Here is a 22,135-nt window from a genome sequence, read left to right as displayed (position 1 = left end):
CACGAAGGCGCTAGTTCCTCATGAGTATCAAGAAGACCTCCCTGTACGGCGGCGCGACCGCGGCCGCACTCGCTCTCACTCTCACCGCCTGCGGCGGCGGTGCAGGCGGCGGCAGCGCCTCGGGCGGAGCGGTCGACAAGAACGCCACCGTCAACATCGGCTCCCTCTACGAGCCGCAGAACCTCGACAACACCGCGGGTGGCGGCCAGGGCGTCACCGAAGCCCTCAACGGCAATGTCTACGAAGGGCTGTTCGGGCTCACCGACGACGGCAAGGTCGAGAAGCTGCTCGCCCAGGACTACAAGGTCAGCGGTGACGGCCTCACGTACACCTTCACGCTGCGCGACGGCGTGAAGTTCCACAGCGGCAAGGCGCTCACCAGCCAGGACGTCAAGTACAGCCTGGAGAAGGTCATCGCGAAGGACTCGCAGTCCGCGCGCAAGAGCAACCTCGAAGTCATCAAGGACGTCGCCACGCCCGACACGAAGACCGTCAAGGTCACGCTGTCGAAGAAGTCGATCTCCTTCGTCTACAACCTCTCCTACGTCTGGATCATCAACTCCGAGGCGAAGGGTCTGAAGACGGGCGAGGACGGCACCGGTCCGTACAAGCTGAACAAGTGGACCCGCGGCTCCGCCCTCAGCCTCGACCGGTTCGCGGGCTACTGGGGCGACGCCGCGAGCAACAAGCAGGTCGTCTTCCACTACTACAAGGACGCGACGGCGCTGAACAACGCGTTGCTGACCAACGCGGTGGACGTCGTCACGAGCGAGCAGTCGCCCGACGCCCTCGACCAGTTCAAGTCCAACCAGAACTACAAGGTCAACGACGGCAATTCGACGACCAAGCTGCTGCTCGCCTTCAACGACAAGGCCAAGCCGTTCACGGACGTCAAGGTGCGGCAGGCCGTCTCCGCCGCGATCGACGACAAGAAGCTCCTCGAATCGGTCTGGGGCGGGTACGGCAAGCTCATCGGCTCGATGGTGCCGCCCACCGACCCCTGGTACGAGGACCTGACCAAGGTCAACGCGTACGACACCGCGCGCGCCAAGAAGCTGCTGAAGGAAGCCGGGTACGCGAACGGCTTCACCTTCACGCTCGACACCCCGAACTACGACCCGCACCCGACCGCCGCGACCTTCATCAAGTCGCAGCTCGCCAAGGTCGGCATCACCGTCAAGATCAACACGATCACGCCGGACGAGTGGTACACGAAGGTCTACAAGAACCACGACTTCACGGCCACCCTCCAGGAACACGTCAACGACCGCGACCTGGTCTGGTACGGCAACCCCGACTTCTACTGGGGTTACGACAACAAGCAGGTCACCCAGTGGGTCGAGCAGGCCGAGGAGGCCTCCAGCACGGCCGAGCAGACCGCCCTGCTGAAGAAGGTCAACCAGCAGACCGCCGAGGACGCGGCCAGCGACTGGCTCTACCTGTACCCGCAGATCGTCGTCGCGAGCAGCAAGCTGTCCGGCTACCCGCTCAACGGCCTCAACTCGCAGTTCTACGCCTACGACATCAAGAAGAAGGGCTGATGGCGCGCTATCTCCTGCGTCGCTTCGCCTTCCTGCTGGTGTCGCTGGCGCTCGCGAGCGTGGTGCTGTTCGTGCTGCTGCGCATGTTGCCCGGCGACCCCGCCAACGCGCTCACCTCGGTGGGCGCGAGCCCCGAGCAGATCGCGGCGGCACGGCACTCCATCGGCTCCGACAAGCCGCTGCCCGAACAGTTCACCCACTGGATCGGGCAGTTGGCCAGCGGCGACCTCGGTACCTCGTTCGTCAGCTCGCTGCCGGTCGGGCCCGAGGTCGGCTCGCGGCTGAACGTCACGATTCCGCTGACGCTCGCCGCGTTCGTCCTCGCCGTCCTCATCGCGGTACCGACCGGCTTCCTCGCCGCGTACAAACGACGCACCTGGTACGGCGCTCTCCTGAGCGGAGTGTCCCAACTGGGGATCGCCGTGCCGGTGTTCTGGCTCGGCATGATTCTCATCGACGTCTTCGCGCTGAACGCGGGCTGGCTTCCGGCGGGAGGTTTCCCGCCGGACGGCTGGTCCCAGCCCGGTGAGGCGATCCGCTCACTCGTGCTGCCGGTCGTGACCATCGCGCTCGTCATGAGTGCGTCCCTGATCCGCTACGTCCGCTCCGCCACCCTCGACATCCTGGGCAGCGACTACCTGCGGACCGCGCGGGCGCTGGGCTCGTCGTTCGGGCGGGCCATGTGGCGGCACGGGCTGCGCAACGCCTCCGTACCGGTGATCTCGATCCTCGGCATCGAGCTGGCGTCCACGCTGCTCGGCGCGGTCGTCGTGGAGTCGGTGTACGCGCTGCCGGGCCTCGGCTCGATGCTCGCCACCGGCATCGCCCAGCACGACTACCCCGTCATCCAGGGGGTGCTGTTCGTCTCCACGCTCGCGGTCCTGCTCATCGGCTTCGCGGCCGACCTCGTCCAGCGGATCATCGACCCACGGCTGCGCGGCAGGCTGTCGGGAGGCACCCGATGACGCACCTGTCGCAGACACCGCCCGTGACCCGGACGAAGCAGTCGGCCAAGCGCTCGTACACGCTCGTCGTCGGATGCGTCCTGACCGGTCTGATCGCCCTGCTCGCACTGGTCTCGGCCTTCTGGCTTCCGTACGCCGCCGACGACACGTCGGGCGGACGGCTCACCGGCCCCGGCGCAGGTCACCTCCTCGGCACGGACAAGCTCGGCCGCGACCTGTTCACCCAGTTGATGACCGGCTCCCGGATCGCCTTCGAGGCGGGCCTGGGATCGGTGCTCATCGCGGTCGCCGTCGGCGTCTCGCTGGGCATCCTCGCGGCGTTCGCGCAGGGCTGGCTCGACGACACGCTCTCCGCGTTCCTCGACATCCTGATCGCCTTCCCGACGCTGCTGCTGGCCATGCTCATCGTCGCCGCCCGCTCGGCCACACTGGGCTCCGCCGTGCTGGCCATCGGCCTCGCACAGAGCGCCGTCGTGGCGCGACTGGTACGCATCCTGGTCAAGCGGGTGCTGGCGCAGGACTACATCACGGCCGCCCGCACATCGGGTACGTCCTGGCCGCGGATCGTGGCCGGACACGTCCTGCCCAACATCTGGCCCACCCTCGTGGTGAACCTGGCGCTCCAGTTCGGCCTCGCGGTACTGGCCGAGGCCGGCCTGTCGTACCTGGGCCTCGGGGCGCCGCCGCCCAACGCCTCGTGGGGCCGCATGCTCCAGGAGGCTCAGGCCACCTTCACCACGGCCCCGGCGGGTGCGCTCGCTCCCGGCATCCTGCTCGTCCTGCTCGTGGTCGGCGTGAACCTCATCGCCGACGGCCTGCGCGACACCCTCGACCCGGCGACCCGGCGGAGGCGCACGTGACCATCCTCGACGTACGCGGACTGACGATCCGCACGGCGGACGGCCGCACCCTGGTCGACGACCTCTCGCTCACCATCGCCCCCGGTGAACGGCTCGGCCTCATCGGCGAGTCCGGCTCCGGGAAGTCGCTGACCACGCTCGCCGTGCTCGGTCTGCTGCCCGACGGCATGACGGCCACCGGCAGCGTCGAACTGGCCGGCACCCAGATCGTCGGAGCGCAGGAGAAACTGCTCACGGGCGTGCGTGGCCAGGACGCCGCCATCGTCTTCCAGGAGCCGCTCACCGCACTCGACCCGCTGATGCGCGTCGGCCGGCAGATAGCCGAACCGCTCGGCAGGAGGCGGGGGCTGAGGGGCGCGCAGCTGAAGCGGGCCGTCGCCGAGGCCCTGGAGCAGGTGCGGCTGCCCGAACCCGACCGCATCGCCCGCGCCTTCCCGCACGAGATCTCCGGCGGTCAGCGCCAGCGCGTCGCCCTCGCCATGGCGCTGGCCTGCGAGCCGAAGCTGCTCATCGCGGACGAACCGACCACCGCCCTGGACGTGTCCGTCCAGTCGGAGATGCTCGACCTGATCGACACCCTCGTACGCGAACGGGACATGGCCGTCCTCTTTGTCAGCCACGACCTCGCGGTCGTCGCGAGGATCACCGACCGTGCCCTGGTGATGAAGGACGGCCGCGCCGTCGAGGAGGGCGACGTCCGGCAGATCGTCCGGGCCCCCCGCGCCGAGTACACCAAGGCATTGGTCGACAGCGCTCGGCGACTGGAGTCAGCCCTGGACCTGAGGAGCGCCCGATGACCCCCGTACTGGAGCTGACCGAGACATCCCTGCGCTACCGGGGGAGCGCCGCCCCCGTCGTGCAGGACATCTCACTGGCGGTGGAGACAGGACAGAGCCTCGCCCTGGTCGGCGAGTCGGGTGCGGGCAAGACGACGCTGCTGCGCCTGCTGCTCGGGCTCGCCCGGCCCACCTCGGGCACCGTGCGCTTCGACGGTGACGAGCTGCGACTGCGCGACCGCGAGCAGATGCGCCGGTTCCGGCGCAGCGTGCAATGCGTCTTCCAGGACCCGTACTCGTCGCTGGACCCGCGCCGTCGCGTGGGCAGCATCGTGGCCGAGCCGCTGCGCTCCCTCGGTATCGACACCAGGCACTCGGCCGCGCCCAAGGTGGCCGAAGCCCTGGAGCGGGTCGGGCTGCCGGCCGACACCGCGGAACGCTATCCGCACGAGTTCTCCGGCGGCCAGCGCCAGCGCATCGCGATCGCCCGCGCCACCGTCTGCGATCCCCGGGTGCTGCTCGCCGACGAACCCGTCAGCGCGCTCGATGTCACGACCCGGGTGAAAGTCGTCGACCTGCTGGCCGAGTTGAAGGAGGAGCGGGGCCTGACGCTCGTCATGGTCTCCCACGACCTGTCGGTCGTCGCCTCCCTCTGCGAACGCACCGCGGTCCTCGAACGCGGTCGCGTCGTCGAACAGGGGGCCACTGACCAGGTGCTGGGCGACCCCGAACACCCGTACACCCGCCGCCTCATCGACAGCGTGCCGCGCCTGCCTGTCTGAGAGCGGAACCAGTACGTGGGGAGGGCTGCCAGGGCGTGGTGGCCGGCGGCATCCCGCGTCTCGGATCGGGGGCGAGCAGGGTCTCGTTGCCGTAGTCGAAGATGCACATGGTGTCGCCGTCCTAAGCGAAACCCCCACCAGTTGAAGACCCTGGTGGCGCTGCCGTGCTGTGCCTGATCACCAGACTGGTCGGGACGAGGTCGGTCCCGGGCTGGGAGCCGCCGCGGGTGTGGATCTGTCGCAGGACGCCCTGGACGCAGCGGCGACCCACCTCGGCGAAGTCCTGGTGGACGGTGGTGAGGGGCGGGACGAAGTAGGCGGCGTCGGCGATGTCGTCGAAGCCGACGACGCTGATGTCGGTGGGGACGGAGAGGCCGCGCTCATGGAAGGCGCGCAGCAGGCCCAGGGCCATCTGGTCGTTGGAGGCGAACACGGCGGTGCAGTCGGGTTCCCCGGCGAGCGCGAGACCGGCCGCGTAGCCGGATTCGGCCGACCAGTCGCCGTGCAGGGGTGGCGGCACGGGGCGTCCGGCCTCCTCCAGGACGGTGCGCCAGGCGTGGGTCCGGCGCTGGCCGGCGAAGGACGTCTGGGGGCCGGTCACATGCCATACGGTTCGGTGTCCCAGGTCGAGAAGGTGCCTGACGGCTTTCCGGGCGCCGTTGGCCTGGTCCGTGTCGACCACGCTGTAGCGGTCCCCGGCGTCGGAGTCCACGACGACGACCTGCACACCGGGCGGCAGCTGCACCGTGCCGGTGTCGAGCAGATGGATCTCCATGATGACGATGACGGCGTCGACGGCCAGCTCGCCCATCCGGGTGAAGGCCCCCAGTACGTTGTCCTGGGTCGGGACGTCGATGGGGATCAGGGTGATCGCGTATCCCTCGGCTGCGGCGTGTGTGGCGATCGCCTCCACGGTGCGGCTGTTGCCCGTCGAGGACAGGCTGAAGAGGATCACGCCGATGGTGTTGAACTGGCCGTAACGCAGGGCGCGCGCGGCGCTGTTGGGCCGGTAGCCCAGTTCCCGCATCGCTGCGAGCACCTGCTCCCGGGTCGAACTGATCACCCCGGGATGGCCGTTGGAGACCCGCGAGACCGTCTGTGACGAGACGCCCGCGAGTTTGGCGACATCGGCCATGGATACGCGCTGCTTACGGCGCCCGCCGGGCACGCCGGAGCCGCCCCGCTGGGCACCGCCCGCGGGTGCGGAGACCTGCTCGTCCTGGTGGTTCAGGTTCATCGCTCCACCACCCGCCTCTCTCGACCCCGGGGCCGGGGCTTCGTCATGCAGTGCAACGGATGTTACGCGTGGGAAACCTTGACGATCGCTGGAGCTGCTGTCACGATTCCGACGCCCTGAAGTTTACGTAAACATCGCCGCGGGAGCAGCGCCGATGCAAGATCCGGTCACCGTCGCGTCTCCCGGATGTTTACGTAAACATGGTGTCGCGGTTGGTGGAGCAAGGAGGAGCGCGTCGATGGTCCCAGCACCGCAGACGAGGCTGCACAGTGCGTGGCGGCCGTCCGCCTCGGGACGGCGATCCTGGACCGGCCGCCGGCGCGACGGCGCAAGCCCGCCCGCCGCTACGGGGACCGGCACCGCCAAGAACCCCGCCTTACGCGTTTCCTGAGGACTCCGACACCGACGTGGGCGTGCAGAGACGCGTCGGCGGTGCCCTCTCCGCGACTCCCGCGCAGCTGAGCTCTCCCGATTTCAGGGAGGGCGGCGGCGACATGCCGCCCGCGCGGACGGCATGACCGCCTTCCCCTCTCCTGCACGCCAACTGCAAAGGGCACTGAGACCCGCCCGTCATCACGGGCCAGCCAACGGCGAGCCGAGACCACGCCACCGGCCCGTCACACCTCCCGACGGCCGCTCCTCCGTGCGCAGACTCCCCCTGCGCCGAGCCGGCATTTCCTGAAAGGGCAAGCTGATGCGCAAGACCCCCGCCAGAACCCGCTTCACCCCTCGCCTGCGCGGCGCCTTCGTGGCGGTCGCGATCGCCGCGATCAGTGGTACGACCCTGGCCGGCACCCCCGCCTCCGCCGCCGCGCCGGGCACGGACACCACCCAGTTCAAGGGCGTCAACTGGGCCGACCCTCGCGACAACTTCGCCGACGACCCCGTCGTACTGTCCGGCTTGTCGCTCTCGGACAGCTACGCCCAGACCTACGCCAAGGCGAGCCGGATCATCTCGGCCTTCCGCGCCAACCTCGGCGCCAACACGGTCCGGCTGCCCATCAACCCGTACACGGTCAACGGGTCCTACTGGAAGTCGTACCGCGGGGTCATCGACGCGGCGTCCGACAAGGGCTTCAAGGTCATCGTCTCCTACTGGGAGGGCACGGGCGCCCAGAAGGACGGCTACATCGACGACGAGGCCACGTACTGGCCGATGTGGAACACGGTCGTCAAGGACTACAAGAACGACAAGCACGTCTACTTCGAGCCGATGAACGAGCCGCACGGCTACACCGAGACCGAGTGGGCCGACATCGCCGCGATGTGGCTCGCGACCTACCCGTCGGTCCCGCGCAACCGGGTCTTCGTCAGCGGCGCCGGCTACAACGACCACGTCACCTCGGTCTGTGCCGACCCGCGTCTGAAGGGCACTTACCTCTCCCTGCACCACTACGGCTTCTGGAAGGAGTACGCCACGTACGACCAGTGGGTGTCCGACCTGAAGGAGCGCATCGGCGACTGCGCGAACCGGACCGTGGCGGACGAGTTCGGCGCCCCGATGACGACCGGCCTGAACTACAACGTGAAGACCCCGGACGACAACTTCATCAACTACGTCCAGGCCGTCACCGACACCTTCCGCGAGCTGAAGATGGGCTCGGTGTACTGGCCGGGCCTGCGCACCGACGACACCTACTCGTTGCAGACGCTCACCGGCACCACCGCCCGCCCCTGGCTGGCCACCACCAACCAGTCCGGCGCCGACCGCCTCGCCTGGGGTTGGGGACGCGGCAAGCCCGTCCAGCCCTGACCAGGTCCTCGGTGTAACCGCCGGTCGGCCGCGGTGCTCGCGCGCGGCGGCCGACCGCACCCGTGGTGTGCGCAAACGAACAGGGCGCACATCGCTTCTTCCCCGTCCGTGGAGGCGCCGGCTCTACCGCGCCCGTACCGGGACCGCTGACCCGTCCTCCCTTCCGACAGCGCCCGCCGGGCGCCCTCCGGGATTCCACGCGGGCCGGTGCTCTGCCGGCGCGTCCCGCAGAGGGGGGGGCAAGCCCACGCCGGGAATCCTTAGGTTGCGGTGGCGGGAGTGCGGGGCGCGCCGACACCTGGTAGCCAGGGGTGGACGGCCCGCCCCGCGAAGCCGCCGTACGGCCTGCCGCTCCGGAGGGCCGTACTTCCTGCCACCCCGGGAGTCACCATGCCCCGCTCGGAAGCCCGCGTCGCCACCGACCGCCCGCACCGTTACGCCAAGCAACTCGCCGCCCACCTCGGTCGGCGCGCCGAGACCAGCTGGGACGAGGACACCGGCGAGGGCCGCCTCGTCTTCGCGGACGGGACCGGGTCCCTCGCCGCCACCGAGGGGGCCCTGCTGCTCACCGTGGAGGCCGAGACCGAACACCTGGCCAGGCTCGAGGACGTCGTGGGCCGTCACCTGGTCCGCTTCGGCACCAAGGACGAACTGGTCGTCGCGTGGCGGCGCGACAGCGGTGAGCCCGGCACCACGCAGCGGGGCGGGGGAGATCCCGCATGACGGCTCCGGGCCGGATCGGACCGTCACCCGTGCATCGAGTCCACGGCGCATCGGACCGTCACCCGTGCATCGAGTCCACGGCGCAGAGGCTGCGCAGCCGGCGTCGCTGAGGACGCCGAGCCGGTGCTTCGCCCGCGCTCGCGGCGAGGAGATCGATCTCGTGCACGTGACGCTGAGCTGAGCCCGCGCGCCAGGACGGCGCCGAGGGCCGCCCCACAGTGACCTGCGCTCCGACGGTCGCGAGCACCGCGTCGACCAGTTCCGGGACGGACCGGCCGTCGCCCGAGTCGACGCGGGCCGGGCCCGGCCGGTCCATGGTGCCCAGCCTGAGCTGCCGGTAGCGCGCGGTGCGGCCCAAGAACGGTCCATCAGGAGGCGTTCGCCGGCCGCCGGGCAGGCGCCACCGGGTGCGGCCGCGCAGGTACGCCTGGCGCATGGTGCGTTCGGCCGCCGGGCGCCGTTCCGTCTCGTACGTCGCGGGCAACCCCGGGCGCACCGTGCCGCGCGGCACCGCGGCCGGTTTCCGGGCGAGGTCGTGGGCGTCCGCGATGCCGGTGGTGCCGCCGAGGCACCCGGTGGGCGGCATCAGTGCGCTGCGTCTTCGGTGCCGATCCACATCCAGGTTTCTGCGCTGTGTCAAGAGTGCCGTGTGCAAGGGCAGTTCGACCAGGAAACCGATTCAGGCCGGCTGCCGGGCACCACCCCCGGCGGCGAGCCGTCGACGTCGCCGCGCCAATTCACCAGTCGTGTCAGAAGTGTTGACCGCCTCACTGAAAACGTTTTAACTACCTCTCACTCGACACCTTGAGGGGAGGACGCTCCGTGGCGACGTTGCTGCGAGAGAGCCCCGGTAAAGCGGCAGATGGCAAGTCGCTCCGCGGTCCGGGCGGCCCGGGAAGCAAGCGAAAACGTTTTCACTCAGGCCGCAGTCGGACGCTGTTCCTGCTGATGCTGCCCGGGCTCGCCTACTTCCTCGTGTTCCACTACGGGGCGCTGATCGGGAACGTCATCGCCTTCAAGGAGTACGTGCCGTTCGACGGCATCTGGGGCAGTCCGTGGGTGGGCTTCGGCAACTTCCAGCGGATGTTCGAGGACGGCGAGTTCTGGGACGCGGTCCTCAACACGCTCTGGATCGCGATCCTCCAGCTCGTCTTCTACTTCCCCGTCCCGCTCGCCCTCGCCCTGCTCCTGCACAGCCTGACCTGGAGCACGGTCCGCCGCTTCGTGCAGTCGGTGGCGTACCTGCCGCACTTCATCTCATGGGTGATCGTCGTCGCCCTCTTCCAGCAGGTCCTGGGCGACACCGGGATGTTGAACGGCTACCTCGGTGACGCGGGGCTGCACAGCGTCGACATCATCGGCAACCCCGACGCCTTCAAGCCACTCGTCGTCGCCCAGGTGATCTGGAAGGACGCCGGCTGGGGCACGATCATCTTTCTCGCCGCGCTCTCCCAGGTCGACGAGCAGCAGTACGAGGCCGCCGCGATCGACGGTGCCGGGCCCTGGCGGCGCTTCTGGCACGTCACCCTGCCCGCCATCCGCCCGGTGATCATCCTGCTGCTCATCATGCGCCTGGGGGACATCCTCTCCGTCGGCTTCGAGCAGATGCTGCTCCAGCGCGACGCGGTCGGCCCGCAGGCCGCCGAGATCATCGACACCTTCGTCTACTACCGGGGCATCGTGGGCGGCGACTACGGATTCGCCGCCGCCGCGGGCCTGTTCAAGGGCTTGATCGGCGCCGTGCTCGTCTACGCGGCCAACAAGGTCGCCCACCGCCTCGGCGAACAGGGGGTCTACAGGTGAGCGCCCAGGTCCGGCCCGGCTGGATGGAGAAGCCGAAGCCCGCCACCCAGGCAGCCAAAGCGGTCGCCCTCGTCGCGGTCGTCCTGCTGGTCTGCGTGCCGTTCCTCGTCATCCTGTCGACCTCGCTCGCCTCCCAGCGCGAGGTCGTGGCGAACGGCGGCTGGGTGCTGTGGCCGACGCACCCCACCCTCCAGGCGTACCGTGACATCCTCGACGGCGGGATCGTCACCCACGCCCTCGGCGTCAGCGCCGGCGTCACCGTTGTCGGCACCCTGCTCAGTCTCGCCTGCACGGTGAGCCTCGCCTACGCCCTGTCCCGCCCCGGCGTGTTCGGCGGCAGACCGGTCCTGCTGCTGATCCTGTTCACCTTCCTCTTCCCGCCCGGCATGATCCCGAGCTTCCTGCTCGTCAAGGAGCTCAACCTCCTCGACAACTACGGCTCGCTGATCCTCCCGGTGCTCGTCAACGTCTTCAACCTGGTCGTCCTGCGCGGCTTCTTCCAGGGAATCCCCGAGGAGCTGTACGAGGCGGCGCGCCTGGACGGGGCCGGCGACCTCCGGGTCCTGTGGTCGATCGTGCTGCCCCTGTCGAAGGCGGCCCTCGCCGTCGTCGGACTGTTCTACGCCGTGGCGTACTGGAACTCCTGGTTCTACGCCTCGCTCTACCTCGAGAGCGACCACTGGCCGCTCCAACAGGTCCTGCGTACTTACGTCGTGGCGGGCTCGGGCCTCACCGACACGACCACCGGCGAGGGCACGGTCAACGCGCCGCAGACGATCCAGATGGCGGTCCTGGTCATCGCCACCGTGCCGATCCTGCTCGTCTATCCCTTGCTCCAGAAGTACTTCACCAAGGGCGTGCTCACCGGCGCCATCAAGAGCTGAACACCGGCCGACTCCGGCCGACAGATCATCAAGAGCCGCATCCAGAAAGGTCGCTCGCCATGCCCAGCATGTCCCGACGCAAGCTGCTGCGCACCGTGGCCGCGGGTGGTGCCGTCGTCTCCGTCCCCGGTCTGCTGACCGCGTGCTCCACCGGTTCGGACGACGGTGACGTCTCCAACGCGGGGAAGAAACTGGCCCCTTGGCCCGCCTACACGGCGGCCGCCGGGCCGAAGCCCGACCTCGCCCCGACCGACGCCGGCGTCCAGGCCGGCTACACCTCCTACCCCGCCGACCTGGTCACCTCGGTCGCGCGCACGCCCGGCGACGGTTCCACGATCAAGGTCATGTCCGTCACGTTCGGCACACCGCCGAAGGGAGCGTCACAGAACCAGTACTGGCGGGCGGTCGAGAAGGCCCTGGGCGTCAAGATCGAGTTCACCGTGATCCCGCAGGCCGACTACCAGAAGAAGATGGCCACCGTGATGGCCGGCGACCCCGACTCGCTCCCGGACATCCTCAACGTCTTCTCCGGGTTCACGCTGCCCCGCGAGGCCCAGTTCGTACAGCGCAGGGCCGAGGACCTGACGCCGTACCTCTCCGGCGACGCGATCAAGGAGTACCCCAACCTGGCGGGCATCCCCACGCACGCCTGGCGCGACATGGGCCGCATCGGCGGGCAAATCTACGGCATCCCCCTCGAACGCCCGCTGCCCGGCTCGACGCTCTGGCTCAACCAGGGCCTGTTCACCGACGCGGGCATGAAGGAGGGCTGGACCTCCGAGGACTTCGCCGCCGTGGCCAAGAAGGGCACCCACGGCCGGACGTACGCACTCGGCGCCGCCGCCGGCTCGCTCTTCGGCAACGGAGTGCACGCCGCCGCCCACAACGCCCCCAACGCCTGGGCCGTGGACAAGAACGGCGCCTTCCACCCCAACTACACCGACGAGCGCTACAAGGCAGCCGTCGCCTACCAGGCACAGCTGCGCAAGAACGGCTCCTACCACCCAGACGCCACCTCGCTGTCGTCCGTGGACCTGAGCACCCTGTTCCTCAACGGAACCGTCGGCTCCCTCCAGGACGGCTTCGGCGCCTACCAGACCCGCTACCCCGACTCCAAGGGCCTGCTGACCCCGGCGCCCGCGTTGCCGTACAGCGTCGACGGCACCCCCGGCGGCATCGTCGCCGCCCGCCGCTCCTTCGGCTACACCATCCTGAAGAAGGCCAAGAAGGAACGCATCGAACTCCTGCTGCGCCTCCTCGACTACCTGGCCGCCCCGTTCGGCTCCAAGGAGTGGGAGCTCGCGCACTACGGCCTGGAGGGCGTGCACTTCACCCGTGGCAAGGACGGCTCGCCGGAGGCGACGAAGCTCGGCGAGGTGGAGAACGTCTCCAACCTGCCCTTCCGGTACCTCGCCGAGGGCCCTCAGGTGCTGTTCGTATCGGGCATGCCCGAAGCCGTTCGCGCCCTGCACGCCTGGCAGCAGAAGGTCGTCCCGGTCGCGATCCGCAACGCCTCCTACGGACTCAAGTCCACCACCGACACCGCCCAGGGCGCCACGCTCAAGGCCCTCATGGACGACACGATCACCGCGGTCGTCGCCGGCCGCTCCCCGATGTCCGACTACGACACCGCCGTGAAGAACTGGCGGTCCCGCGGCGGCGACAGAATGGCCGAGGAATACGCCAAGGAGCATGCCGCCAACGTGTGAGGCGGCACCGGCGGACACGTACACGGCGCGACACAAAGGGACGGGGAGACACATGGCGGCACAAGGGCGGGTGACCATCCGTGAGGTGGCGGAACGGGCGGGCGTGTCCGTGGCCACGGTCTCGCGCGTCCTCAGCGGCAACTACCCGGTCCCGCCGGCCACCCGCGCCCGGGTCCTGCGCGCCGCCACCGCCCTCGACTACGTCGCCAACGCCCACGCCCGGGCGCTGGTCGGCGGTGGCCGCAAGATGGTCGCCGTCGTCCTGCGCCAGGTCACCAGCCCTTTCTACGCCCAGGTCGCCGAGGGCGTGGAGGCGGAGGCCGCCACCCACGGCTGGCTCTGCCTGGTCGGCACCACGGGCGGCGACCCGCAGCGCGAGCTGGAGTTCGTGCAGCTCATGCGGGAGGAGGGCGCCCGGCTGGTGATCCTCGTCGGCGGGGTCGTCGAGGACGACGCCTACCGTGAGCGCGTCGCCCACTACGCGCAGGCCCTCGACTCCTCCGGCGCCCGGCTCGTCCTGTGCGGACGGCCTGCCCCCGACCCCGACATCCCGGCGCTGGTCGTCGAGTTCGACAACGAGGCCGGGGCCCGCGCCATCACCGCGCATCTGCTCTCCGCGGGGCACCGCAGGATCGTCTTCCTCGGCGGGCTGCCCGGCAACACGGCCCTGGACGCCCGCGTCACCGGCTACCGGGCCGCTCTCGCCGAGCACGGGCTGCCGCCCGAGGCCGCGCACGTCGTCGACTGCGGACTCGGCCGGACGGCCGGACACCACGCGATGACCGAACTCCTCAAGGAAGGCCCGGAGTTCACGGCCGTCTTCGCCGGGGACGACATGGTCGCCGCCGGCGCCCTGCGCGCCATCGCCGACGCGGGCCTGCGCGTACCCGACGACATCTCGGTCGTCGGCTACAACGACATACCGCTCGCCGAGGACTTCAACCCCCCTCTCACCACGGTCCGCACCCCCGCCGAGGAACTCGGCCGCGCCGCCGTGCGCATCGCCCTGCGCGACCCCGAACACGCCGCCGGCATCCACCACCTGCTCGGCACCCACATCGTCGTACGCGACAGCGTCGCCGCGCCCCCGCCCGGGCGCCCCCACTGACCGACGGAGGATCCACCCCCGTATGACCGCGCCGCACCTGTCGGCCGACGCCGGCCACCTGCCCTCCCCCGACCTCGCGCTGTCCCCCCGCACCGGCTACACCCGGGCCCACTGGGAGGCCACCGCCGACCGACTGCTGACCGGGCTCCGCCCGTACGCCACACCCGGCCTCGCCCAGTACCGCCTCCCCGGCCGCGCCAGTCACTCCGGTGCCTGGTCGGACGGGCTGGAGGGCTACGCCCGCTCCTTCCTGCTCGCCGCGTTCCGCATCGCCGGATCCGACGGGCAGGCTGGTCCCGAACTGATCGAGCGCTACGCCACCGGCCTCGCCGCCGGCACCGACCCGCACCATCCGGAACACTGGCCGCCGATCACCGACCGCTCCCAGCCCATGGTCGAGGCGGCGTCCGTCGCGATCGCCCTGCACGAGACCCGCCCGTGGCTCTGGGACCAACTGCCCGAAGCCGTACGGCAGAGGACCGCCGCATGGCTGGGCGGTTTCGTGGGCGCCACCGCCAACGACTCCAACTGGCGGCTCTTCCAGGTCATCACGGAGGAGTTCCTCGCCTCGGTCGGCGCCCCGCACAACCGCGCCGAGATCGACGCGGGTCTCGCTCGCCTGGACGACTGGTACCGGGGCGGAGGCTGGTACACCGACGGCGCCGGTCGGAAGTTCGACTACTACAACGCCTGGGCCCTGCACCTGTACCCCGTCCTGTGGGCGCGCATCGCCGGCCCGCACGCCGACCCCGCCCTCGTCGCGACACACCGCGCCCGGCTGCGGGAATTCCTGGAGGTCCATCAGTACTTCTTCGGCTCCGACGGTGCGCCCGTCCACCAGGGCCGCTCCCTGACCTACCGCTTCGCCACCGCCGCCCCGCTGTGGGCGGGCGCCCTCGCCGACGCCACCCCGCTGCCGCCCGGCCGTACCCGCCGTCTCGCCTCCGGCGCCCTGAAGCACTTCGCCGACCGCCAAGTACCCGATGAGAACGGCCTGTTGAGCCTGGGCTGGTACCGCCCCTACCTCCCGGTCACCCAGCCCTACTCGGGACCCGCCTCCCCGTACTGGGCGAGCAAGGCGTTCCTCGGCCTGCTGCTGCCCGCCGACCACCCGGTGTGGACGGCGCCCGAGGAGCCGGGCCCCGTCGACACCGCCGACCAGTACCTGGCGCTGCCCGCACCCGGCTGGCTGCTGCACTCCACGGCCGCCGACGGGATCGTACGACTGGTCAACCACGGCAGCGACCGGCTCCCGCCCCCGCCCGCCGCCTCCGACGACAGCCCGCACTACACCAGGTTCGCCTACTCCACCGCGACGGCCCCGCAGACCCCGCCCGGCGACGAACCCTACGTCCCCGACAATCACCTCGCCCTGCTGACGGCCGCCGGAGCCTCCCGCCGTGGCCGTATCGACCCGCTGTACGCCGACGGCCGCTGCGCCGCGTCGACGCACGCCCCGCTCGCGCCGGACGGCGACAACCTCGACGCCATCGTCACGACCAGCGTCGTGCACGGCCCCTGGGAGGTGCGCGTGCACCGCGTCGACGCGCCGGCCGGGACCGTCGTCCGCGAGGGCGGCTGGGCGGTCGCCTGCGACACCGCACCGCCGGTCGCGGACACCGGCCCGGGCTGGGCGGTGGCCCGGCGCGCCGACGGTCTGACCTCGGCGGCCGTGGGCCTGCTCGGCTGGGACGAGGCCGACACCGCCGTCGCGCGGACCCGCGGCCACAACGCCTACGGCGACCACTCGGCCGTCCCCGTACTCACCGCGTCCCACCCCGGCGGCACCCGCCTCCTGGTCACCCTGGTGGTCCTCACGGCCGACCCGCTCGTGTCCGGGGACACCCATGCCCTGCGGACGGGTGCGCAGGCGCGGTTGACCGGCGACGGAGACCTCGAGGTCCGCTTCCCGGACGGTACGACCGAACGCGTGGCGGCCGTCAGCCCAGGGCCCGGTCCAGGTTGAAGGCCGCGCTGATGAGGGCGAGATGGGTGAACGCCTGCGGGAAGTTGCCCTGCTGTTCGCCCGTCTGGCTGATCTCCTCGGCGTACAGGCCCAGATGGTTGGCGTACGTGAGCATCTTCTCGAAGGCCAGCCGTGCCTCGTCGACCCGGCCGGCGTGGACCATGGCCTCGACGTACCAGAAGGAGCAGATGGAGAAGGTGCCCTCGTCGCCGCGCAGGCCGTCCGGGCTGGCCTGGGGGTCGTAGCGGTAGACCAGCGAGTCGGAGACCAGGTCGTTGGTGAGCGCGTCGAGCGTGGACAACCACTTGGGGTCGGTGGGGGCGATGAACTTGCTGAGCGGCATCATCAGCACGGCCGCGTCCAGTACGTCGCTGCCCTCGTGCTGCACGAACGCCTGGCGCGTCTCGGACCAGCCCCGGCTGTGGATGCGCCGGTAGATCGAGTCGCGGCACTCCCGCCAGCGGATCAGGTCGGCGGGCAGGCCGCGCCGGTTGGCCATCCGGATGGCCCGTTCGATCGCCACCCAGCACATCAGCCGTGAGTACAGGAAGTTCTTGCGGCCGCCGCGGGTCTCCCAGACGCCCTCGTCGGGCTGGTCCCAGTGCTCGCAGACCCAGTAGACCAGCTCGCACACGTCGTCCCACTGGTCGCTGGAGATGGGCTCCGCCCACTTGTCGTAGAGGTAGATGGAGTCGATCAGGGCGCCGTAGATGTCGAGCTGGAGCTGCTCGGCGGCCGAGTTGCCGACGCGCACCGGCGCGGAGCCGTGATGCCCCTCCAGATGGGCCAGCTCACGCTCGGCCAGATCGGTGCGCCCGTCGATGCCGTACATGATCTGCAGCGGGCCGGAGGGTTTGCTGTCGCCCGGACTGACGTGCCGGGTCACGAACTCCATGAACGCCTTGGCCTCGCCGGTGAAGCCCAGTCGCAGCAGTGCGTAGACGCAGAAGGCGGCGTCGCGCACCCACACGTAGCGGTAGTCCCAGTTGCGTTCGCCGCCGAGCTGCTCGGGCAGGCTCGTGGTCGGCGCGGCCACGATCGCGCCCGAGGGGGCGTAGGTGAGCAGCTTCAGGGTGAGGGCCGAACGGTGCACCTGCTCCCGCCAGCGGCCCCGGTACTTGGAGGCGGACAGCCAGCGCCGCCAGTACGCGACGGTGGCGCAGAACTGCTCCTCCGCCTCCATGTGGGGGCACCGGCGCGGTGCCACCTCGGCGCCCAGCTGGTCGAGGGCGAACACCGCCGCCTCTCCCTCGCCGAGCTTGAAGTCCGCCCGCGCGTCCGGCCCGTGAACCTCCAAAGGCACCGTGGCTGTCAGCCCGAGCGAGAGCTTCTCGGATTCGAAGACGGCCACGTCGCCGGCCAGGCGGAGGGTGTGCGGCTCGGCGCCGTAGCCGAAGCGCGGTGCCACTCGGGTGCGGAAGGGGATGGAGCCGCGTACGCACAGCACGCGCCGGATCAGCCGGTGGCGTTCGGCCTCGGAGCCCGTCTCGCCGGTGATGGGCATGAAGTCCTGCACCTCGCCGACGCCGTCCTCGGTGAAGAACCTGGTGATCAGGACGTTGGTGTCGGGGAAGTAGAACTGCTTGGTCTTCGCCGGCACGGTCGCCGCCAGCTCGAAACAGCCGCCCCGCTCGGCGTCCAGGATCGAGCCGAAGACGCTGGGGGAGTCGAAGGAGGGGCAGCAGTACCAGTCGATCGTGCCGTTCGTCCCCACCAGGGCCACGCTGCGCAGGTCGCCGATCAGCCCGTGCTCGGCGATCGGCAGGTAGCGGGCGCCGCCGGGCACGTCCTGGCAGAACGATGTCTCCGCCATCGCAGCCTCCCTGGGTCGGCCCGTACCACGCGGGTCTCCAGCTTAGGCCGAACCGGCCCAGAGAGCGCCGGGAAGCTGTTCGACGCCGCGTACTGTCAGACGACGAGGACCCGGATCCCCGCCTCCTCGAACCGCCGTACCGTGTCGGCGTCGGCCGCCGTGTCCGTGACCAGCGTGTTCACCGACTCGGCCGCGCAGATCCGGGCGAAGGCCCGGCGGCCCAGCTTGCTGGAGTCAGCGGCGACGACCACCCGCTCGGCGCGCTCGCACAGCAGCCGGTTGATGGCGGCCTCCGCCTCGTCGTGGGCGGCGGCGCCATGGGTGACGTCGAAGGAGACGACACCGAGGACCGCGACATCCAGCGTGATCTGGCCCAGTACGCCGTCCGCGAGCGGTCCGATCAGCTCGTACGACTGTGCCCGCGCGACCCCGCCGGTCACCACGATCTTGAACTGTGGCCGAACGGCCAGTTCGGTGGCGATGTTGAGCGCGTTCGTCACGACGGTCAGCGCGGGTGAGCCGGAGGCGAGGTCGCCGCGTACGGCCAGGGCTCGTGCCACCTCGGTGGTGGTCGTACCGCCGGTCAGCCCGACCGCCTCGCCGGGCGTGATGAGCTCGGCCACGGCCTTGGCGATGCGCTGCTTCTCGGAGGCGCGGCGGGCGGTCTTGTAGCGCAGCGGCAGCTCGTACGACACCCCGTGTACGACCGCCCCGCCCCGGGTCCGGACGAGCATCTGCTGTTCGGCCAGCTGGTCGAAGTCGCGGCGGATCGTGGCGGACGAGACGTCCAGGTCGGCGGCCGCCTCCTCCACGTCCAGCCGGCCGCGCTCGACGAGCAGCTCCAGCAGCGCCTTCCAGCGGGCGTCGCGCGACATCCGCACCTCTCCGTTCGTCCACGGCACTCGATCGTTCCCGCGACCATAGCGCACCCCCACTTCCGCCAAATGCTTGAAGATGCTCGAAAGATCGCTATATCTTGCAAGAACAAGCATCACGGGGAGGGGTGCGACATGACCCATGTCGAGGACGAGCTGATCAGCCAGCCCGAGTGCTGGACACGCGCCGCCACGGAGGCGGCGGGACACGGCGGTGTGCTGCCGGCGCCGGGGGAGCGGGTCGCGCTCGTCGGCTGCGGCACCTCGTACTTCATGGCGCAGGCGGCGGCGGGGCTGCGGGAGGAGGCCGGCCTGGGGGAGACGGACGCCTTCGCCGCCTCGGAGTTCCCGTACGGCCGGACGTACGACCGGGTCGTCGCCCTCACCCGCTCGGGCACCACCACGGAGGTGCTGGAGCTGCTGGCGCGGCTGCGCGGCCGTACCCGCACGACCGCGCTCACCGCCGACCCGGACACGCCCGTGATGGCCGCGGCCGACGACGTGGTCCTGCTGGACTACGCCGACGAACGCTCCGTGGTCCAGACACGCTTCGCCACCACGGCTCTCACCCTGCTCCGCGCCCACTTCGGACTGCACTGCGACGCCGTGGTCGACGACGCCCGCACGGCGCTCACCGCCGACCTGCCCCAAGGGCTCGTCGACTGCGTCCAGTTCACCTTCCTCGGCCGCGGCTGGACGGTCGGCCTGGCCAACGAGGCCGGGCTGAAGATGCGCGAGGCCTCGCTGTCGTGGACCGAGGCCTATCCGGCGATGGAGTACCGGCACGGGCCCATCAGCGTCACCACCCGGGGGACGGCGACCTGGATGTTCGGCGCAGCGCCGGAGGGGCTGGCCGGACAGGTGGGCGCCACTGGCGGCCTGTGGGTCCACGGCAGCCTCGACCCGCTCGCCGAACTGGTGCGCGCCCAACGGCTCGCGGTCGCCGTCGCCGCGACCCGCGGCCTCGACCCGGACAGCCCGCGCCACCTCACCCGCTCGGTGATCCTCGCCCCCTGACGCCGCAGGACTCCCGGATCCTCCCCGCACCGGAAAGGAACGGCCGTGCCCCTCACGACCACCGGCGAGCTCGTCACCCGGGCCGCCGCGACCCGCTCCGCCGTCGCCGCCTTCAACATCATCACGCTGGAACACGTCGAGGCCGTCATCGCCGGCGCCGAGTCGGCCGAATCACCGGTCGTCCTCCAGGTCAGCGAGAACGCCGTCAGGTTCCGCTACGGCGGCCTGCTCCCGCTCGCCCGCGCGGCGGTCGCCGCCGCCGAACGCGCCACCGTACCCGTGGCGTTGCACCTCGACCACGTCCAGAGCGACGCCCTGCTGCGCCAGGCACCGGCCGCCGGCTTCAGCTCCGTGATGTATGACGCCGCCCGCCTGCCGTACGAGGAGAACCTCGCCGCGACCCGGGCTGCCGCCGACTGGGCACACGCCCAAGGGCTGTGGATCGAGGCGGAGTTGGGTCAGGTCGGCGGCAAGGACGGGGCACCGCCACTCGATCCCCATGCACCCGGCGCCCGCACCGATCCCGCCGGCGCCCGCGCCTTCGTGACCGACGCAGGCGTCGATGCCCTGGCCGTCGCGATCGGCAGCTCCCACGCCATGACCACCCGCACCGCGACCCTCGACCACGCCCTCCTCGAGCGCCTCTCCGGCGCCCTCGACGTCCCCCTCGTCCTGCACGGTTCGTCCGGACTCCCGGACGACGAACTGACCGCGGCGGTCACCGGCGGCATCGCCAAGGTGAACGTTGGCACCGCCCTCAATATCGCCATGACCGGCGCGATCAGACACTTCCTCGCCACACACCCCGAGGCGGTCGACTCACGCAAGTACCTCAGCGTGGGCAGGGCGGCGATGGCGGGGGTGGTGGCGCGGATCATCGGGGTGCTGGGCTGACTCGCGCCGGCGTCAGGGGTGGCCGCCGCGCACCGCGGGCTTTACTCCGAGCGCCCCCTGTGATCCTCTCTGTCATGTCATGTACAGGCGGCCTCTGGGGAGAGCGCCGCGCGGCAGGGGGGAGCGTGCGCCATGCGCACCGTCGTGGGGGAGACGGTTCAGCCGTGTCCCGAGTGCGGGGCCGAGATCCGTGTCGACAGCCGGTTCACCACGTGGTGTGCCGCCTGTGACTGGAACGTGGATCCGGCGCGGCCGGAGGAGAAGCCGGGACGGCTGGCCGGGGCCCGGCGTGCGCTGGCCCGACGCCACGGGGAGAAGCTGCTGGCCGAGGTGATGGCCGGCGGGACGCTGCGCGCGCGGCGGGATCTCTCGTCGGTCCTCGCCTACACGGTCGCGCTTGTCGTGCACGGCATGACCCTTGCGCTGGCCGCGGGCGGGATCTGGTTCGTCGTGAGGGGGTGGGGCGGCCTGTGGACGGTGCCGGGCGTGTTCCTCCTGGCACTGGCATGGTCACTCCGGCCGCGGACGCCCCGGCTGCCCGAGGACGTGCCGCTACTGCGGCGCGCCGACGCGCCCGCGCTGTTCGCGCTCGTCGACGAGGTCGCCCGGGAGGCCGGCACCCGCGGTGTCGACGTGATCGCGGTCGACGCCGAGTTCAACGCGAGCGTGATGACCTACGGCGTGCGTGGGCGCCGCCTGCTGACGCTGGGGGTGCCCCTGTGGGAGACCCTCGGTCCGCGGCAGCGGATCGCACTGCTCGGCCATGAACTCGGCCACTACGGCAACGGGGACACCCGTCACGGGGCGGTGGTCGGGACCGCGTACCGCTCCCTGACCACCTGGCACTTCTACTTCTCCCCGACCCCGAACCCGACGACCGCCATGCAGATGCTCATCAACCTGGCCTGTCTCGTGCCCTGTTGGCTCGTCCAGGGCGTGCTGATGCTGCTGGACCGGCTGACCCTGCGCGCCACCCAGCGCGCCGAGTACCTCGCCGACCGCATGGCCGCCCGCGCAGGGTCCACCGTGGCCGCGGTGGAACTCATGGACCGGCTCCTGGTCGCGGACTCGGCCGCCACCACTCTGCGGCGCGAGGTCAACAACGCGCGCGTGGGCGGACCGCGCGCCGCGAGGAAGACCGAGGATCCCGCGGACGGGCTGTGGGAGCGGCTCACCGCGCACATGGCGTCGATCCCGGACCACGAGCGCGAGCGCCAGCGGCGCGCCGGCGCCCTGCGGGGACACAGCGTCGACACGACCCATCCACCGACGCATCTGCGGCGTGCCTGCCTGCTGGTCGGTCCGCCGGTGCCCGCGGCCGTCGGGATCGACGACGACCGGGAGCGCCGGATCACGGCGGAGCTCACCGACGCGCGCGGCAAGGTGGCACGCCGGATCCTGCGGGACGGCTTCGAGGGCTAGCCGGCCG

Annotated in this window: 19 protein-coding genes; 15 read left to right on the top strand and 4 right to left on the bottom strand. The window is 70.7% G+C overall.

The features are described from left to right. The first annotated feature begins 20 nt into the window (after positions 1-20). Genes ABT114_RS11625 through ABT114_RS11605 form a run of 5 tightly spaced genes read left to right on the top strand, consistent with a single transcriptional unit; the run spans position 21 to position 4,924 of the window. A complete protein-coding gene (locus tag ABT114_RS11625) occupies positions 21-1,541 on the top strand; it encodes an ABC transporter substrate-binding protein (protein WP_351141186.1) in 1,521 nt (506 codons plus the stop codon). Then, positions 1,541-2,506 (top strand): ABC transporter permease, encoded by a 966-nt coding sequence (locus tag ABT114_RS11620; RefSeq protein ID WP_351141184.1) that lies wholly within the window; start codon positions 1,541-1,543, stop codon positions 2,504-2,506. Before ABT114_RS11625 ends, ABT114_RS11620 begins: the two co-directional genes overlap by 1 nt. Beyond that, positions 2,503-3,366 (top strand): ABC transporter permease, encoded by an 864-nt coding sequence (locus ABT114_RS11615; protein WP_351141182.1) that lies wholly within the window; start codon positions 2,503-2,505, stop codon positions 3,364-3,366. Before ABT114_RS11620 ends, ABT114_RS11615 begins: the two co-directional genes overlap by 4 nt. Beyond that, positions 3,363-4,163 carry an ATP-binding cassette domain-containing protein gene (locus ABT114_RS11610; RefSeq protein ID WP_351141180.1) on the top strand — a complete coding sequence of 267 codons (801 nt, stop codon included), beginning with the start codon at positions 3,363-3,365 and terminating at the stop codon, positions 4,161-4,163. Before ABT114_RS11615 ends, ABT114_RS11610 begins: the two co-directional genes overlap by 4 nt. Then, entirely contained in the window at positions 4,160-4,924 is a 765-nt protein-coding gene (locus ABT114_RS11605) for an ABC transporter ATP-binding protein (RefSeq protein ID WP_351141178.1), read from the top strand. Before ABT114_RS11610 ends, ABT114_RS11605 begins: the two co-directional genes overlap by 4 nt. Before the next feature lie 121 nt (positions 4,925-5,045). On the opposite strand, the gene ABT114_RS11600 is transcribed toward ABT114_RS11605, so the two are convergent. Beyond that, the gene (locus ABT114_RS11600) at positions 5,046-6,059 is read right to left on the bottom strand and encodes a LacI family DNA-binding transcriptional regulator (protein WP_351141370.1); all 1,014 of its coding nucleotides are present in this window, start codon (positions 6,057-6,059) and stop codon (positions 5,046-5,048) included. A gap of 796 nt (positions 6,060-6,855) precedes the next feature. Here ABT114_RS11600 and ABT114_RS11595 point away from each other — a divergent pair. Next, positions 6,856-7,914, top strand: coding sequence for a glycoside hydrolase family 5 protein (locus ABT114_RS11595; RefSeq protein WP_351141176.1), 1,059 nt, complete (start codon positions 6,856-6,858; stop codon positions 7,912-7,914). A gap of 390 nt (positions 7,915-8,304) precedes the next feature. Next, a complete protein-coding gene (locus ABT114_RS11590) occupies positions 8,305-8,637 on the top strand; it encodes a DUF2218 domain-containing protein (RefSeq protein WP_351141174.1) in 333 nt (110 codons plus the stop codon). Positions 8,638-8,695: 58 nt separating this feature from the next. On the opposite strand, the gene ABT114_RS11585 is transcribed toward ABT114_RS11590, so the two are convergent. Continuing rightward, entirely contained in the window at positions 8,696-9,223 is a 528-nt protein-coding gene (locus ABT114_RS11585) for an FAD-dependent monooxygenase (RefSeq protein WP_351141172.1), read from the bottom strand. 362 nt (positions 9,224-9,585) lie between these two features. On the opposite strand from ABT114_RS11585, the gene ABT114_RS11580 reads away from it, so the two are divergent. From ABT114_RS11580 to ABT114_RS11560, 5 genes are read left to right on the top strand one after another with little or no spacing between them, the layout of a single operon-like run. Then, complete coding sequence (locus tag ABT114_RS11580) at positions 9,586-10,440, top strand: ABC transporter permease (protein WP_351141170.1); 855 nt, start codon at positions 9,586-9,588, stop codon at positions 10,438-10,440. Then, positions 10,437-11,324, top strand: coding sequence for a carbohydrate ABC transporter permease (locus ABT114_RS11575; protein ID WP_351141168.1), 888 nt, complete (start codon positions 10,437-10,439; stop codon positions 11,322-11,324). The genes ABT114_RS11580 and ABT114_RS11575 overlap by 4 nt, the downstream gene beginning before the upstream one ends. 59 nt (positions 11,325-11,383) lie before the next feature. Then, on the top strand, positions 11,384-13,033 hold the full coding sequence (locus ABT114_RS11570; RefSeq protein WP_351141166.1) for a type 2 periplasmic-binding domain-containing protein: 1,650 nt from the start codon (positions 11,384-11,386) through the stop codon (positions 13,031-13,033). A gap of 52 nt (positions 13,034-13,085) precedes the next feature. Then, a complete protein-coding gene (locus ABT114_RS11565; RefSeq protein WP_351141164.1) occupies positions 13,086-14,141 on the top strand; it encodes a LacI family DNA-binding transcriptional regulator in 1,056 nt (351 codons plus the stop codon). Positions 14,142-14,163: 22 nt separating this feature from the next. After that, complete coding sequence (locus tag ABT114_RS11560) at positions 14,164-16,107, top strand: DUF2264 domain-containing protein (protein ID WP_351141162.1); 1,944 nt, start codon at positions 14,164-14,166, stop codon at positions 16,105-16,107. Here ABT114_RS11560 and ABT114_RS11555 read toward each other — a convergent pair. Beyond that, positions 16,082-17,920, bottom strand: a complete 1,839-nt coding sequence (locus ABT114_RS11555; protein WP_351141160.1) for a glycoside hydrolase family 15 protein — start codon at positions 17,918-17,920, stop codon at positions 16,082-16,084. The genes ABT114_RS11560 and ABT114_RS11555 overlap by 26 nt on opposite strands. Before the next feature lie 95 nt (positions 17,921-18,015). Further along, positions 18,016-18,795, bottom strand: coding sequence for a DeoR/GlpR family DNA-binding transcription regulator (locus ABT114_RS11550; protein ID WP_351141157.1), 780 nt, complete (start codon positions 18,793-18,795; stop codon positions 18,016-18,018). A gap of 135 nt (positions 18,796-18,930) precedes the next feature. Here ABT114_RS11550 and ABT114_RS11545 point away from each other — a divergent pair, with 135 nt between their 5' ends. The 3 genes from ABT114_RS11545 to ABT114_RS11535 all read left to right on the top strand — a co-directional run bounded on the left by ABT114_RS11545 (position 18,931) and on the right by ABT114_RS11535 (position 22,128). Next, positions 18,931-19,812, top strand: coding sequence for an SIS domain-containing protein (locus ABT114_RS11545; RefSeq protein WP_351141155.1), 882 nt, complete (start codon positions 18,931-18,933; stop codon positions 19,810-19,812). Positions 19,813-19,857: 45 nt separating this feature from the next. Beyond that, positions 19,858-20,706 (top strand): class II fructose-bisphosphate aldolase, encoded by an 849-nt coding sequence (locus ABT114_RS11540; protein ID WP_351141154.1) that lies wholly within the window; start codon positions 19,858-19,860, stop codon positions 20,704-20,706. 132 nt (positions 20,707-20,838) lie between these two features. After that, positions 20,839-22,128: a M48 family metalloprotease gene (locus ABT114_RS11535; RefSeq protein WP_351141152.1), complete on the top strand. Its 1,290-nt coding sequence runs from the start codon at positions 20,839-20,841 to the stop codon at positions 22,126-22,128. Positions 22,129-22,135: the final 7 nt, after the last annotated feature.

Source organism: Streptomyces sp. NPDC002088, from assembly GCF_040296605.1.
Lineage (GTDB): Bacteria > Actinomycetota > Actinomycetes > Streptomycetales > Streptomycetaceae > Streptomyces.
The sequence above is the reverse complement of the archived record's forward strand: the minus strand, read 5'-3'. Positions and strand labels throughout refer to the sequence as shown.

Excerpts from the sequence above, each read along its gene's own strand:
- ABT114_RS11625 (WP_351141186.1), top strand. The coding sequence starts at position 21 with ATGAGTATCAAGAAGACCTCCCTGTACGGCGGCGCGACCGCGGCCGCA.
- ABT114_RS11620 (WP_351141184.1), top strand. The coding sequence starts at position 1,541 with ATGGCGCGCTATCTCCTGCGTCGCTTCGCCTTCCTGCTGGTGTCGCTG.
- ABT114_RS11615 (WP_351141182.1), top strand. The coding sequence starts at position 2,503 with ATGACGCACCTGTCGCAGACACCGCCCGTGACCCGGACGAAGCAGTCG.
- ABT114_RS11605 (WP_351141178.1), top strand. The coding sequence starts at position 4,160 with ATGACCCCCGTACTGGAGCTGACCGAGACATCCCTGCGCTACCGGGGG.
- ABT114_RS11600 (WP_351141370.1), bottom strand. The coding sequence starts at position 6,059 with ATGGCCGATGTCGCCAAACTCGCGGGCGTCTCGTCACAGACGGTCTCG.
- ABT114_RS11595 (WP_351141176.1), top strand. The coding sequence starts at position 6,856 with ATGCGCAAGACCCCCGCCAGAACCCGCTTCACCCCTCGCCTGCGCGGC.
- ABT114_RS11590 (WP_351141174.1), top strand. The coding sequence starts at position 8,305 with ATGCCCCGCTCGGAAGCCCGCGTCGCCACCGACCGCCCGCACCGTTAC.
- ABT114_RS11585 (WP_351141172.1), bottom strand. The coding sequence starts at position 9,223 with ATGCCGCCCACCGGGTGCCTCGGCGGCACCACCGGCATCGCGGACGCC.
- ABT114_RS11580 (WP_351141170.1), top strand. The coding sequence starts at position 9,586 with ATGCTGCCCGGGCTCGCCTACTTCCTCGTGTTCCACTACGGGGCGCTG.
- ABT114_RS11570 (WP_351141166.1), top strand. The coding sequence starts at position 11,384 with ATGCCCAGCATGTCCCGACGCAAGCTGCTGCGCACCGTGGCCGCGGGT.
- ABT114_RS11565 (WP_351141164.1), top strand. The coding sequence starts at position 13,086 with ATGGCGGCACAAGGGCGGGTGACCATCCGTGAGGTGGCGGAACGGGCG.
- ABT114_RS11560 (WP_351141162.1), top strand. The coding sequence starts at position 14,164 with ATGACCGCGCCGCACCTGTCGGCCGACGCCGGCCACCTGCCCTCCCCC.
- ABT114_RS11555 (WP_351141160.1), bottom strand. The coding sequence starts at position 17,920 with ATGGCGGAGACATCGTTCTGCCAGGACGTGCCCGGCGGCGCCCGCTAC.
- ABT114_RS11550 (WP_351141157.1), bottom strand. The coding sequence starts at position 18,795 with ATGTCGCGCGACGCCCGCTGGAAGGCGCTGCTGGAGCTGCTCGTCGAG.
- ABT114_RS11545 (WP_351141155.1), top strand. The coding sequence starts at position 18,931 with ATGACCCATGTCGAGGACGAGCTGATCAGCCAGCCCGAGTGCTGGACA.
- ABT114_RS11535 (WP_351141152.1), top strand. The coding sequence starts at position 20,839 with ATGCGCACCGTCGTGGGGGAGACGGTTCAGCCGTGTCCCGAGTGCGGG.